The organism is Vibrio halioticoli NBRC 102217, assembly GCF_000496695.1.
GTDB classification, from domain to species: Bacteria; Pseudomonadota; Gammaproteobacteria; order Enterobacterales; family Vibrionaceae; genus Vibrio; species Vibrio halioticoli.
Genome location: NZ_BAUJ01000043.1, coordinates 1 through 14,126 on the forward strand (window position 1 = coordinate 1; position 14,126 = coordinate 14,126).

At 44.4% G+C, this 14,126-nt stretch carries 11 protein-coding genes and 2 tRNA genes; all 13 read right to left on the minus strand.

Translation table 11 applies throughout. The features are described 5' to 3' along the window. Positions 1 to 278 precede the first annotated feature (278 nt). Positions 279 to 548 (minus strand): 30S ribosomal protein S15, encoded by a 270-nt coding sequence (gene rpsO / locus VHA01S_RS12550; protein WP_021714883.1) that lies wholly within the window; start codon positions 546 to 548, stop codon positions 279 to 281. A 145-nt stretch (positions 549 to 693) separates the two neighbouring features. Next, positions 694 to 1,644 (minus strand): tRNA pseudouridine(55) synthase TruB, encoded by a 951-nt coding sequence (gene truB, locus VHA01S_RS12555; protein ID WP_023404743.1) that lies wholly within the window; start codon positions 1,642 to 1,644, stop codon positions 694 to 696. Then, positions 1,644 to 2,039, minus strand: a complete 396-nt coding sequence (rbfA, locus tag VHA01S_RS12560) for a 30S ribosome-binding factor RbfA (RefSeq protein WP_039970871.1) — start codon at positions 2,037 to 2,039, stop codon at positions 1,644 to 1,646. The genes truB and rbfA overlap by 1 nt, the downstream gene beginning before the upstream one ends. Positions 2,040 to 2,149: 110 nt before the next feature. Beyond that, positions 2,150 to 4,837 carry a translation initiation factor IF-2 gene (infB, locus tag VHA01S_RS12565; RefSeq protein ID WP_023404744.1) on the minus strand — a complete coding sequence of 896 codons (2,688 nt, stop codon included), beginning with the start codon at positions 4,835 to 4,837 and terminating at the stop codon, positions 2,150 to 2,152. Between the two features lie 20 nt (positions 4,838 to 4,857). After that, entirely contained in the window at positions 4,858 to 6,345 is a 1,488-nt protein-coding gene (gene nusA / locus VHA01S_RS12570; protein ID WP_023404745.1) for a transcription termination factor NusA, read from the minus strand. A 23-nt stretch (positions 6,346 to 6,368) separates the two neighbouring features. Continuing rightward, positions 6,369 to 6,824, minus strand: a complete 456-nt coding sequence (gene rimP / locus VHA01S_RS12575; RefSeq protein ID WP_021714878.1) for a ribosome maturation factor RimP — start codon at positions 6,822 to 6,824, stop codon at positions 6,369 to 6,371. A 252-nt stretch (positions 6,825 to 7,076) separates the two neighbouring features. After that, positions 7,077 to 7,153, minus strand: a tRNA-Met gene (locus VHA01S_RS12580). Between the two features lie 50 nt (positions 7,154 to 7,203). Further along, a tRNA-Leu gene (locus VHA01S_RS12585) sits at positions 7,204 to 7,287 on the minus strand. Between the two features lie 16 nt (positions 7,288 to 7,303). Continuing rightward, positions 7,304 to 7,642 (minus strand): preprotein translocase subunit SecG, encoded by a 339-nt coding sequence (secG, locus tag VHA01S_RS12590; RefSeq protein WP_023404746.1) that lies wholly within the window; start codon positions 7,640 to 7,642, stop codon positions 7,304 to 7,306. Positions 7,643 to 7,828: 186 nt separating this feature from the next. Then, complete coding sequence (lspA, locus tag VHA01S_RS12595) at positions 7,829 to 8,341, minus strand: signal peptidase II (protein ID WP_039970865.1); 513 nt, start codon at positions 8,339 to 8,341, stop codon at positions 7,829 to 7,831. Between the two features lies 1 nt (position 8,342). Next, the gene (gene ileS, locus VHA01S_RS12600; RefSeq protein ID WP_023404748.1) at positions 8,343 to 11,174 is read right to left on the minus strand and encodes an isoleucine--tRNA ligase; all 2,832 of its coding nucleotides are present in this window, start codon (positions 11,172 to 11,174) and stop codon (positions 8,343 to 8,345) included. Positions 11,175 to 11,270: 96 nt separating this feature from the next. Beyond that, entirely contained in the window at positions 11,271 to 12,212 is a 942-nt protein-coding gene (gene ribF, locus VHA01S_RS12605; protein WP_023404749.1) for a bifunctional riboflavin kinase/FAD synthetase, read from the minus strand. A gap of 122 nt (positions 12,213 to 12,334) precedes the next feature. Then, complete coding sequence (gene murJ, locus VHA01S_RS12610; RefSeq protein ID WP_023404750.1) at positions 12,335 to 13,894, minus strand: murein biosynthesis integral membrane protein MurJ; 1,560 nt, start codon at positions 13,892 to 13,894, stop codon at positions 12,335 to 12,337. Positions 13,895 to 14,126: the final 232 nt, after the last annotated feature.

A 14,126-nucleotide genomic window follows, 5' to 3' on the forward strand; every position in this document is an offset into this window, starting at 1 on the left:
TTGTAGAATAACGACTTATCAAAAAATTCTGCCTTGTTCTCGAGCACTTTTCCTGCGCTAGATCTGATCACTTACTTAGTGTGATTGGTATTATTTGTGAAAAAACAAATAACGAGGCGTAGTATAAACTACTTGGGTTAGATTTTGTAATCTAGAGAAGAAAAAGCTATGTAATCCCATAGATTGGGATAGGTTTTTGGCTTTTTTCAGCCATTTTAAATACAAAAAAAGGAGCCATAGGCTCCTTTTCATTCAAACTGCTTAGCGCAGTCGCTTAATTAGCGACGTAGGCCTAGACGTTTGATTAGGTCTTGGTAGCGAGCTAGGTTTTTACCTTTAAGGTAATCTAGAAGCTTACGACGACGAGAAACCATACGTAGAAGACCACGACGGCTGTGGTGATCGTGTTTGTGGTTAGCAAAGTGACCTTGAAGGTGGTTGATAGAAGCTGTAAGTAGAGCTACTTGAACTTCTGGTGAACCTGTATCGCCTTCAGCTTGTGCGTATTCTGCAACGATTGCTGCTTTAGTTTCTGCATTCAGAGACATAATTCTCTCCTGATAAGAGTAAGTTTAAAAGTTGTAGCGCCAATCTCTGATTCAGCCGCTACGCGAAGCGCGAATTATACGGATAAGATATCCGTAAAGCAAGAGCCAAGTTAATGAAAGCTCAACGTCTACTTTATCCTTGGTATCAATTCAGCTCTTCGTCTCTAAAGACCACTAAACGCTTAGGAGCAATGCGGCCATCATCATCGATGTCGGCAATGCCGATAAAGGTTCTTTCTTCACCCGAAGTCATGCGTACAATACCTTCGGTTGGCGCGCCAAACACCTGCACAGGCTGACCATGCTGAACCATATCGGTCAACTCAGGAAGCAAGTTCACTTCCGGTAAGTCTTCTACCGCGGTATCCATTGGGAGTAACAACTCATCGAGCAATTCTTTAGGTGCGATCTCTTCGGCATTGGCTTTATCGAGCAACTCTTGCAGTTGTTCTAATGTCACCATTTTTTCGTACGGGTATTTTGCGACGCCAGTACGACGAAGATAGCTCACATGCGCTCCACAACCGAGCATTTCGCCAAGATCATCAACGATTGTACGAATATAAGTACCTTTAGAACAGTGTACTTCTAATTCTACTTCGTCACCCTCAAAACGGATAAGCTCAATCTCAAACACAGTAATGCGACGAGATTCACGCGGTACTTCCACACCTGCGCGAGCGTATTCGTATAAAGGTTTGCCTTGATATTTTAAGGCAGAGAACATGGATGGCACTTGATCGGTTGTGCCACGGAAAGAGGCGATAGCGTCAAGGATTTGCTCTTTGGTCACCGCAACAGGGCGAGTCTCAACCACTTCACCGTCTGAATCAGAGGTGTTGGTACGCAGACCCAGTTTTGCGATGGTGCGATAGCGTTTATCAGAATCTAATAAAAACTGCGAAAACTTGGTCGCTTCACCTAAACAAATAGGCAGCATACCGGTTGCTAGAGGATCAAGCGCACCAGTATGACCTGCTTTTTCAGCAAAAAAGATACGCTTTACTCGTTGCAATGCGCTATTAGAAGAGATGCCCGTAGGCTTATCCAGCAGAACGACGCCGTTGACTGGACGACCTTTACGACGTCTTGCCATTACTCTTCGTCCTCGCGACCTGACTGTGCTTTTTTCTGCTCATCTTTAGACACAACTTCACTGACAAGGTTAGACATGCGCATACCTTCAACAAGCGTGTTGTCATACACAAAGCGAACTTCTGGAGTTAGGCGAAGGCGAATGCGCTTACCTAGCATCATGCGGATTTCAACTTCGTGCTCTTTAAGCGCTTCTAGGCTAGATTCAGGAGTTTGATCGCCCACACAGAAGAAGGTTACAAATACTTTTGCAACGGCTAAATCACGAGACACTTCCACATCAGAAATGGTCACCATTCCGATACGAGAATCACGAACTTCACGCTGTAGTAGAACAGCCAGTTCTTTTTGCAGTTGTTGCGACACACGTTGTGTGCGGCTAAATTCTTTTGACATTTCTTTTCTCACTTTAGAAAAAATAATGAGGGGCATAAGCCCCTCATGGTGTATTCAACAACCATCACCTTCAAAGCTAGATTCGAAGGTGATTTTAGTCAACATGTTGATTAGTCTAGCGTACGCTGGATTTCAACAATTTCGAATACTTCGATTTGGTCACCAACGCGAACATCATTGTAGTTCTTAACGCCGATACCACATTCGTAGCCATTCTTAACTTCTTGTACGTCATCTTTGAAGCGGCGTAGAGATTCTAGCTCGCCTTCGTAGATTACAACGTTTTCACGAAGTACGCGGATTGGGTTGCTACGCTTAATCACGCCTTCAGTAACCATACAACCTGCGATAGCGCCAAGTTTAGGAGACTTAAATACGTCACGAACTTCAGCAAGACCAATGATCTCTTGCTTGAATTCAGGAGCAAGCATACCGCCCATCGCTTGTTTCACTTCGTCAATCAATTGGTAAATGATTGAGTAGTAACGAAGGTCTAGGTTTTCATTCTCGATAGCGCGACGTGCAGAGGCATCAGCACGAACGTTAAAGCCAAGAATGATAGCGTTAGATGCTGCTGCAAGTACTGCGTCAGTTTCAGTGATACCACCTACGCCTGAACCTACGATGTTAACTTTAACTTCGTCAGTAGACAGTTTACGTAGTGAATCAGCGATAGCTTCAACAGAACCCTGTACGCCAGCTTTAAGCACAACGTTAAGCTCAGCAACTTCACCAGCTGTCATGTTAGAGAACATGTTCTCTAGTTTAGATTTCTGCTGACGAGCCAGTTTAACTTCACGGAATTTACCTTGACGGTAGTTCGCAACTTCACGCGCTTTACGCTCATCACGTACTACTGTTGCTTCATCACCTGACGCTGGAACACCAGATAGACCGATGATTTCTACAGGGATAGAAGGACCCGCTTCTGTGATTTCTTTACCGTTTTCATCGCGCATTGCACGAACACGGCCGTATTCTTGACCACAAAGAAGGATATCACCTTTGTGAAGAGTACCAGAACGAACCAGAACAGTTGCAACAGGACCACGACCTTTATCAAGGCGAGATTCAACAACGACACCAGATGCCATACCTTCTGCTACCGCTGTAAGTTCAAGAACTTCAGATTGTAGGAGGATAGTTTCTAGTAGACCGTCAATGTTAGTACCTTGTTTCGCAGAGATGTGAACAAACATGTTCTCACCGCCCCACTCTTCAGGGATAACATCGTATTGAGCTAGCTCATTCTTAACGTTGTCTGGGTTTGCACCCTCTTTATCGATCTTGTTCACAGCAACAATCAATGGTACGCCAGCGGCTTTCGCGTGCTGGATAGCTTCGATTGTTTGTGGCATTACGCCATCGTCTGCCGCTACGACTAGTACTACGATATCTGTCGCTTGAGCACCACGAGCACGCATTGCGGTAAACGCGGCGTGTCCAGGAGTATCAAGGAAAGTGATCATACCGTTGTCAGTTTCAACGTGGTAAGCACCGATATGCTGAGTAATACCACCCGCTTCAGCGTCAGCAACGTGCGCTTTACGAATGTAATCCAGTGTTGATGTTTTACCGTGGTCAACGTGACCCATGATAGTCACAACAGGAGCACGAGGCACAGCTTCATGTGAGCTATCACGATCAGACAGTACCGCTTCTTCAAGTTCGTTCTCTTTACGAAGAACCACTTTGTGGCCCATTTCTTCTGCAACTAGAGCTGCAGTTTCTTGGTCGATAACTTGGTTGATGGTTGCCATTGCACCCATCTTCATCATTACTTTGATAACTTCAGTTGCTTTCACTGACATTTTGCTTGCCAGTTCAGAAACAACAACCGTTTCGCCGATAACAACGTCTGCTTTAGCAACAGTGGCTGTTTTATCAAAGCCTTGCTGCATAGAAGTAGGTTTAGCTAGCTTGCCTTTACGACCACGACCGCGTTGGTTACGACCACCGCGAGCGTTTGCATTAGCGTTAGCATCAGCTGGTTTTTTCTTCTTCTTCTTGCGAGCACCACCATCTGCACGACGGTCAGCAGCATCTTCAGCTTCACGAGCGTAAGTTGAAGTTGTTACGTGATAATCTGTGGTTTCAGTTTTCTTGCTTTGTTCTTCTTTTGCCCAACGTTCTGCATTTTCTTCTGCAAGCTTACGAGCTTCTTCAAGAAGTTTTTCCGCTTCTTGTTCTGCTTTACGTTTGGCTTCTTCTTCTTGGCGACGTTTTAAGTCAGCCGCATCTTTCGCTGCTTGATCTTTCACTTTACGCTCTTCAGAGTCTGGTTGTGGAGCTTCTTTTGATTCAGCTTTTGCTTTAGCAGCAGCTTCACGCTTGGCAGCTTCTTCAGCTTCGCGTTTTGCTTTTGCTTCCGCTTCACGTTGTGCTTTTTCTTCAGCATCACGTTTCGCTTTTTCTTCCGCTTCCTGTTTCGCTGCAGCTTCTGCTTCTAGGCGTGCCTTTTCCTCAGCTTCAAGACGAGCTTGCTCTTCAACAGAGCTACGTTTCACGTAGGTACGCTTTTTACGTACTTCTACGGTTACATCCTTGCTCTTACCGCCGCCTGCTGCAACACTTAGTGTGCTACGTTTCTTACGTTGTAAAGTTAGGCGGGTTGGTTCAGACTCGCCAGACGTATCACCATGTTCTTTTTTCAGGTGTGACAACAATGTCTGCTTTTCTTCGTCAGATACATTGTCGTTAGGGTTCTTTTTAAAACCCGCATCTGTTAATTGTTCAATTAAGCGCTCAACCGGCGTACCAATTTCTTCACTCAGGGCTTTAACTGTAAGTTTTGTCATGCCGCTACCTCCGTGCCGGATTATTCTTCGTCACCGAACCAACAAATGTTACGTGCAGCCATGATAAGTTCACCAGCACGTTCTTCTGTTAAATCGTCGATTCCTTCAATATCATCTGTGCCTTGGTCAGCAAGATCTTCTAGCGTCACAACACCTTTAGCCGCTAGTTTGAACGCCATTTCGCGCTCTAAGCCTTCTAATGCTAATAAATCATCAGCTGGCTGTAAGCCTTCAAATGTCTCTTCTTGCGCTAGGGCAAGAGTAGTAAGTGCATTTTTAGCTCGACTACGTAATTCTTCAACTAGGTCTTCATCAAGGCCATCAATTTCTAACAACTCGTTCATTGGCACGTATGCCACTTCTTCAAGAGTAGAGAAGCCTTCTTCTACTAGCATTTCTGCAAAATCTTGCTCTAGATCTAGATGCTTTTTGAAGCTTTCAATTGCTTCAGTTGATTCTGCTTCGTGCTTTTTCTGTAGATCTTCTACAGTCATTACGTTCAGCTCCCAACCTGTCAGTTGTGATGCTAAACGTACGTTTTGACCACTACGGCCAATAGCTTGCGCTAGGTTATCAGCTTCAACAGCGATATCCATAGAGTGCGTATCTTCATCAACGATGATAGATGCTACATCAGCAGGAGCCATTGCGTTGATAACAAATTGTGCAGGGTTATCATCGTACAGGATGATATCAATACGCTCGTTACCTAACTCGCCAGAGACAGCTTGTACACGTGCGCCACGCATACCTACACATGCACCTACAGGGTCGATGCGGCGATCGTTTGTTTTCACTGCGATTTTCGCACGAGAACCAGGATCGCGAGCTGCTGCTTTAAGCTCAATGATATCTTCAGCGATTTCTGGCACTTCGATGCGGAATAGCTCAGTTAGCATTTCAGGCTTAGAGCGAGTAATGAATAGCTGGAAACCACGCGCTTCAGGGCGAACAGAATAAAGAAGGCCACGTACACGGTCACCCGGACGGAAGTTCTCACGAGGAAGCTGGTCATCACGAAGAATAACACCTTCAGCGTTATTACCCAGATCTAAAACCACTGTTTCACGATTTACTTTCTTAACAACACCAGTGATTAGCTCACCTTCGTTGTCAATAAACTGCTCAACGATTTGCTCACGCTCTGCTTCGCGAACTTTCTGTACGATAACTTGTTTGGCAGTTTGTACAGTAATACGGTCAAATTTAACCGAATCGATTTCGTCTTCAACGAAACCGCCTATATCTAGAGTTTCATCGTCAAACTGTGCCGCTTCAATTGACATTTCCAATGTTGGATTTTCAACTTCAGCAACCACTTCCCAACGACGGAAAGTTTCGAAGTCACCGCTCTTGCGATCGATTTCAACACGTACTTCGATTTCCATCTCGTACTTTTTCTTTGTTGCAGTTGCAAGGGCAATTTCTAGCGCTTCAAAAATACGCTCACGAGGAACAGCTTTTTCGTTTGAAACCGCTTCAACTACAGCTAAAATTTCTTTATTCATTCTTATAGCCTCTTTAAATAGACTTAAAACTTAGGGATCAGATTGGCTTTTGAGATGTTGCTAATAGCAAACTCGTTGTCTTGGTTGTCAGTCTCAACAGTGACTAACTCACCATCAACACCTTTGATAACGCCTTTCCATTTGCGGCGATTCTCAATACCCATCTTCAATACAATACTGACCTCTTGGCCCACAAACTGCTCATAGTGTGCGGCTTTGAAAAGCGGTCGCTCAAGTCCTGGTGAAGACACTTCAAGGTTATAAGCAACAGAAATTGGATCTTCTACATCCATTACTGCACTCACTTGGTGGCTTACTTCAGCACAATCGTCAACATTAATACCGTTCTCACTGTCGATAAAAATGCGTAATGTCGAATATTCGCCCGCGCGAATAAACTCAAGTCCAACTAACTCATAACCTAAAGCCTCTACTGGCGCTTCAAGCATCTCAGTTAGTTGTCTTTCTAAACCAGTCATTATTCAACCACTCCAGAAACAAAAAAAGGGCATAAAGCCCATTTCATTTACCAAGCACACATCCGCAGTGATAAACCGCAGATAACAAAAAACCCCGATAGTGTCGGGGTTTTATGCTGCTGGACCCTGATATCACTAAGCTAAGGAAAGCTTAGCTCATAACCGAAAAAATTCAGTTATGATGTTTGAAATTCAGACTCACTCACTGGCGTTTAACATCGAATTAAATCGATAAGAATACCAGTGGCAAATTGGTTGCGGGGGCTGGATTTGAACCAACGACCTTCGGGTTATGAGCCCGACGAGCTACCAAGCTGCTCCACCCCGCGTCCGACTATCGAACATTATACGTTCAATAGATTGATTTTCAAACAATATATGGTGCCGAGAGAGGGACTCGAACCCTCACACCAAAGGCACCAGCACCTCATGCTGGCGTGTCTACCAATTTCACCATCTCGGCAAATAAGCATTACAACTTATTCAGGAATTTCTTCACCCTTTTGGGTTGGAACTTCCTTCACTACGTCGTCAGTTTTCTGAATGGTTTGACCTTCTGCAGGTGCAACCCATTGTGAATCGGCTTTATGTGTAGACATACGACCAAGAATCAGACAAACAACGATAAAAATAAATGCAAAAAATGCAGTCATTCGGGTTAAAAAGTTACCAGAGCCGCCAGCACCAAATACTGTATTTGATGCACCTGCACCGAATGAGGCTCCCATATCTGCGCCTTTACCTTGTTGAATCAGAACTAGGCCAATCACACCAAGCGCAGCCAACAGGTAAATCACAAGTAGAGTTGTTTCAAACATCTTTCCACCTATGTTCCAAATTGTTGAGCCAGCGCGTCATAATCGTGATTTTCATTAGATTACAACAAAGCTAGCGCGCCCTTTATAGGGCGGACGCAATAGTAGCGAAACCTTGTAGCGGTGACAAGCAAAAATTACACCAACCACCGCTAAGTGTTCACTTATCGAACACTGGTTTTACCACAATTACTTCTGTGCAGATTCAACAGAATTGGATTTATTATTAATAAAGCTATCTAAAATAACCATTGCGGCGCCAATACAAATTGCACTGTCTGCTAGGTTAAATGCTGGCCAATGGTAATTACCAACAAAGAAATCAAGATAGTCCACGACAAAGCCATGAATAACACGGTCGAACACATTACCTAGTGCACCACCAATAATGAGGGCATAAGCAATGTTGTTCCACTTTTCAGTTTTCGGCAGTTTGCGCATCCAAAAAGTCAACATACCGCATACTGCAATTGCAATACCAGTAAAGAGCCATCGTTGCCAACCGCTTTGATCACCAAGGAAGCTAAACGCTGCACCGTAGTTATGTACATAGAGCAAGTTAAAGAAAGGCAAAACCTCAATACGGTTTGCCCAGCCATACCCCATGCTGTTCATGACCACTAATTTTATTGCTATATCAACAATAAAAATTAGGGCCGCTAGCCATAGCCAGCGTAACCCAGTCTGCTTGAACAGATTCATATTAGGCAAACTTACGAACCTCGCCTTCGCCTTCTACGTTAGACACACAACGACCGCAGATAGTTTCATGGCCTTCAATAGTGCCTACATCTGCAGTGTGGTGCCAACAACGGTCACATTTTTCTAGCTCAGTTGCGTTAACTTGAACATACAAACCGTCAATTTCAGTCTCGTGAGCTGTGGCTGGTTTCTCTGATAGAGCCACCACGTCCGCGCGAGAAGTCAGCATAATGAAACGCAGCTCATCACCCAGTTTATTTAGCTTAGCTGCTAGAGCATCATCAGCATAAAGCGTCACTTCAGCTTGTAGTGCACCACCGATTAACTTCTCTTTACGAGCTTCTTCAAGCAGTTTGTTCACTGAAGCACGAACATGCTGAATTTCACTCCAGAATTCGTTATTCAGTTCTTCGCCTTCAGCTAGGCCAAACAGACCATCGAACCATTCACCAGTAAAGACGAAAGTATCGCGTTTACCCGGCATTTGGTTCCAGATTTCATCAGCGGTGAAAGACATGATAGGTGCCATCCAACGAACCAGACCTTCTACGATGTAGTAAAGCGCAGTTTGACAGCTGCGTTGAGCATGGCTGCCCTGCTTCGCTGTGTACTGACGATCTTTAATCACGTCTAAGTAGAAAGAACCCATTTCGATTGAACAGAATTGCATTAAGCGCTGAGTAACCGCATGCGTGTTGTACTCTTCGTATGCTTTCACAATTTCTTGTTGCGCTTCTTGTGCACGACCTACAGCCCAGCGATCCAATGCCACCATTTCGTCAGCAGGCACTAAATCAGTTTCTGGGTTGAAGCCGTTTAGGTTTGCTAGGAAGAAACGAGCGGTGTTACGAATACGACGGTATGCGTCAGCACTGCGTTTTAGGATTTCATCCGATACGGCAACTTCGCCAGTGTAATCGGTAGAAGATACCCATAGACGCAAGATGTCAGCACCCAGCTTATTAGTCACGTCTTTAGGCGCCACTACGTTACCGATAGACTTGGACATTTTACGGCCTTGTCCATCGACTACGAAGCCGTGTGTAAGTACTTGCTTGTACGGTGCTTTATCTTTCATTGCAATGGATGAGATAAGCGATGATTGGAACCAGCCACGGTGTTGGTCAGAACCTTCTAGGTACAGATCAGCACTTGCGCCGTGGAACTCTTCACGAGCATCAACAACCGAGTAGTGCGTTACACCAGAATCAAACCATACATCAAGTGTATCGAGTGTTTTCTCGTAGTTAGCCGCGTCTTCTTCGCCTAGTAGCTCAGCTGCATCAACATCCCACCATGCTTGAATGCCTTTTTCTTCAACTAGCTTAGCAACTTTTTCAATGATCTCTTGAGTATTAGGGTGCAGCTCAGCTGTCTCTTTGTGTACAAACAAAGTGATTGGCACGCCCCAAGTACGTTGACGAGAGATACACCACTCAGGGCGACCTTCAACCATACCTTCAATGCGGCTTTGACCCCACTCAGGCATCCACTCAACACCTTTAATTGCTTGCAATGCATTAGCACGCAGACCTGCTTGATCCATAGAGATAAACCACTGTGGAGTCGCGCGGAAAATAATCGGTGTTTTGTGACGCCAGCAATGTGGGTAGCTGTGCTCATAAGCGTGATGGTGTAATAGAGCGCCTTTTTCTTTTAGCGTTTCTACCACTACATCATTAGCTTTAAATACATGTTGACCTGCAAACAGTTCAGTATCAGGTAGATACACACCATTAGAACCTACTGGGTTAGCAATTTCTAAGTCGTATTTTTGGCCTACCACGAAATCTTCTTGACCGTGACCAGGTGCGGTGTGAACGATACCAGTACCAGACTCAGTGGTTACGTGGTCGCCCAATACAGCCGGTACAGTAAAGTCATAGAACGGATGTTGGAAGTTAAGCAGTTCTAAATCGGCACCTGTCGCGAAGCCAAGGTTGTGGTAGTTTTCAACGCCAACACGATCCATCACTTCTTTTGCAAGATCAGAGGCAAGGATCAAACGTTGTGGTTGCTCACCTTCAATTTGAACAAGAACATACTCTAGATCATCACGTAAACAAACCGCGCGGTTTGCTGGCAGTGTCCAAGGAGTTGTTGTCCAGATAACTACTGAGATATCACCTTCACCAGCGTTGTCGCCAGTCAGTGAGAATTTGCTCAATACCGCAGCTTCGTCAGCCGCTTTAAATTTCACATCAATTGATGGTGAAACTTTGTTTTTGTATTCAACTTCTGCTTCCGCCAATGCACTTCCACAGTCAGTACACCAGTGAACAGGTTTAAAGCCTTTTAGTAGGTGGCCTTTATCAGCAATTTTGCCTAGTGCACGAATGATGTTGGCTTCTGTACCAAAATCCATTGTGCGATAAGGTTTGTCCCACTCGCCCATAATACCAAGACGCTTGAAGCTCTCTTTTTGACCTTCAACTTGACCGGCAGCGTATTTACGACACTCTTCACGGAATTCAGCCGCAGAGATCTTATGACCCGGCTTGCCTTTTTTCTTCTCAACCATCAATTCGATTGGAAGACCGTGACAATCCCAACCAGGGATATACGGCGCGTCATAGCCAGAAAGGGTCTTAGATTTAATAATAATGTCTTTAAGAATCTTATTTAGCGCGTGACCAATGTGGATGTCACCATTTGCGTATGGAGGGCCATCGTGCAAAACAAAAGGCTTGTTGCCTTTTTTAGCTTCACGGATAGCACCGTAAAGATCTTCTTTATACCAACGCTTAAGCATTTCTGGTTCACGGTTCGCCAGATTACCGCGCATTGGAAACCCTGTTTCTGGGAGGTTCAGGGTATCTTTATAGTCAGTCATCGATTCTTATTTCCGTAATATTGGGCGAAGTTAGATATTTTGGTAAACATACACTTGTCGTACTTTCTATTACGCGGTTAAACGCAACATCCGTAGTTAAGTCAATGATTCCCTGTGCTGCTGCAACCACACCCGAGCTGCCTCAGCATCTAATTCTATTTGAGTTTTAAGTGCTTCGAAGGAAGGAAACTTCACTTCTTCTCGCAACTTGTGTAATAAGCAAACTTCTAATTGTTTGCCGTATAAATCTTTTGCTAGTTCAAAAAAATGAACTTCAAGTTGTTGTCGTACGCCGTTTACCGTAGGTCTTTGACCGACATTGGCGACGCCACCAACCATTTTTCCATCAATGTTAGCTTCAACGACATAAACGCCAGAGACTGGTGACACAGCTCGTTTTAATGGGATGTTAGCGGTAGGAAAACCTATGGTTCTTCCTAGCTTACGACCGTGTGAAACACGTCCACTAATACTGTAATGTCGCCCTAGCATGGATTTGGCTTGTGTTAGTTCGTCTTGCCCTAAAGCCTCACGAATTGCTGTGCTACTGACCCTTTCAGTGTTCAAACAGAAACTTTCAGTACTCACAACCTCAAATCCATACTCTTTTCCTGCTTGTTGCAGCATAGAAAAGTCACCTTGTCGCTTACGTCCAAAGCGAAAGTCATCACCGACCACGAGAAACTTAACACCAAGCTTATCCACCAGCAGATCTTTAATAAACTGCTCCGGTGGAAGCCCCGCAAAGCGTTGACTAAAATTCACACAAAGAAGACGTTCAAGATTGAGCTTACTCAACTGCACATATTTATCGCGCAAACGAGTCAGCCTAGCCGGCGCCTTGCTTTGCAAGAATAGCTCTAAAGGCTGTGGTTCAAAAGTCATCACCACAGCCGGAAGACCAAGCGCTTCAGCTTTTTGTTGTACTTGCTTCAAGACCGTCTGATGCCCTAGATGGACACCATCAAAGTTACCTATGGTCAAGACACATCCCTGATGTTCGGGACGTATGTTATGGCTACCTCGGATAAGATGCATGTAACGCGTTAAAACCTAACCTTCTTAGTCTACAGGGTCTAAAATCCCTAAACTGGCAAATTATATACCGAAAACTCTTACATATGCTAGCAACGCGAAGAGTAGATTTATTTTGCATTCTTTTACATGTTGGCTTTCAAGTGTTTAAGACGTATTCCAAGCACCAATGCGGTGATTAAATACGCTAATGCACCGACACCAATCATACTAACCAACTCAATCACTCTTTGCGTTAAAGACATTGCCAGCCAAGCATCTATCGGTTTGAGTAGATAGCTGATCGCCAACACCATAGCGATACCCGCCAAGGCCACTTTCACTATATAGACCACAGTTTGACGAGTGAGTCGATACACTTGTGCTTTATGCAGACCGCGATATAACAGCCCCATATTAATAAGAGCAGACAGCGCCGTCGCCATTGCTAAACCGACATAACCGTAATGCCATGCAAAAATAACGTTAAACACCATATTGGTGGTCATTGCGATAATGCCGTAGCGCACAGGAGTTTTGGTATCTTGACGAGAGTAATAACCCGGAGCCAGTACCTTAATCAACATGAAGTTCAATAAGCCAGAAGCGTAAGCAATCAAAGAGTATGACGATTGCAATACTTCATGAATGCCAAACTCACCGCGCATAAAGAGCACCATCAACATAGGTTTTGCCAGCACGATTAAGCCAAGCATGGCCGGTAGCCCAAGCAATAACACCATACGAATGCCCCAATCCATAGTGGCGGCAAAACCTTGGCTGTGAGCATCAACGTGCTTGCGTGACAGAGCCGGCAAGATAACTGTAGCAATAGCAATGCCAAACAAGCCTAGAGGGAATTCCAGTAATCTATCCGAATAATAAAGCCAACTGATAGAACCGGTTTGCAAGAAACTGGCAATAAAGGTATCTAATAACAGGTTTATTTGACTGACCGATACCCCAAATAATGCAGGGATCATTAAAGTGCGGATTCTGACTACACCAGGATCTCGCCATCCCCATTTAGGCTTAACCAATACTCCTTCTTTAATTAAGAAAGGTAACTGGAAGAAGAACTGCACTAAACCACCCAGAAAAACACCGATGGCTAAACCAATTTCTGGATTGGCTAAACGTGGCGCGATCATAGTAGCGGCAAAAATGATCATCACATTCAAAAATACAGGCGTAAAAGACGAAACCGCAAACTTGCCTAAAGTATTTAATATGGAACCTGACAGTGCCACAAAGGTAATGAACCAAAGATAAGGAAAAGTGATTTTTAGCATCAGGCTGGCCATTTCAAACTTTTCAGCCGACGGACCACCCCTTAACCAATCTAAAAACCAACCTGTACCAAAAATGGCCGTCACTACACCAGAGCCCAAGATACCGCACACAGTCACTATGCTGACGATAACCCCTAAAGTACCGGATACTTTGGCGATGAGTTGTCGAGTTTCATCCATATCACCTTTGGAGTGATATTCGGTAAGTACAGGAACGAAGGCTTGTGAAAATGCCCCTTCGGCAAATAAACGTCTTAAAAAATTAGGGATCTTGTTGGCAAAGAAAAACACATCAGCACTTGCTCCCGCCCCCATAAGGTTGGCAACAACAACGTCCCGAACCAACCCCAACACACGAGAAACTAATGTCATGGCGCTTACAATAGCACCTGACTTGAGAAGGCCTTTACTCACTTTTATTCCTTAATTATATAAAACTATGTCTTTAGCGTGCGCTTAGCAAAGGCACAGCCTATCAGAATCAGACTCTAACACATCGACTCTAACACATTGATAAAAGCAGTTTACTTGAAGTAACTTAGGTTGAGTGTAGATCTACTATCAAAATGCTGTTAGAATCCCCGCCATCTTAACCGTGTTAACCTATCTAAACAAAATTACATTGTTTTAGATGAGTTTTCGCACA

Excerpts from the sequence above, each read along its gene's own strand:
- lspA (WP_039970865.1), bottom strand. The coding sequence starts at position 8,341 with ATGAATCTGTTCAAGCAGACTGGGTTACGCTGGCTATGGCTAGCGGCC.
- rimP (WP_021714878.1), bottom strand. The coding sequence starts at position 6,824 with ATGACTGGTTTAGAAAGACAACTAACTGAGATGCTTGAAGCGCCAGTA.
- ribF (WP_023404749.1), bottom strand. The coding sequence starts at position 12,212 with ATGCATCTTATCCGAGGTAGCCATAACATACGTCCCGAACATCAGGGA.
- rpsO (WP_021714883.1), bottom strand. The coding sequence starts at position 548 with ATGTCTCTGAATGCAGAAACTAAAGCAGCAATCGTTGCAGAATACGCA.
- rbfA (WP_039970871.1), bottom strand. The coding sequence starts at position 2,039 with ATGTCAAAAGAATTTAGCCGCACACAACGTGTGTCGCAACAACTGCAA.
- infB (WP_023404744.1), bottom strand. The coding sequence starts at position 4,837 with ATGACAAAACTTACAGTTAAAGCCCTGAGTGAAGAAATTGGTACGCCG.
- secG (WP_023404746.1), bottom strand. The coding sequence starts at position 7,642 with ATGTTTGAAACAACTCTACTTGTGATTTACCTGTTGGCTGCGCTTGGT.
- truB (WP_023404743.1), bottom strand. The coding sequence starts at position 1,644 with ATGGCAAGACGTCGTAAAGGTCGTCCAGTCAACGGCGTCGTTCTGCTG.
- ileS (WP_023404748.1), bottom strand. The coding sequence starts at position 11,174 with ATGACTGACTATAAAGATACCCTGAACCTCCCAGAAACAGGGTTTCCA.
- nusA (WP_023404745.1), bottom strand. The coding sequence starts at position 6,345 with ATGAATAAAGAAATTTTAGCTGTAGTTGAAGCGGTTTCAAACGAAAAA.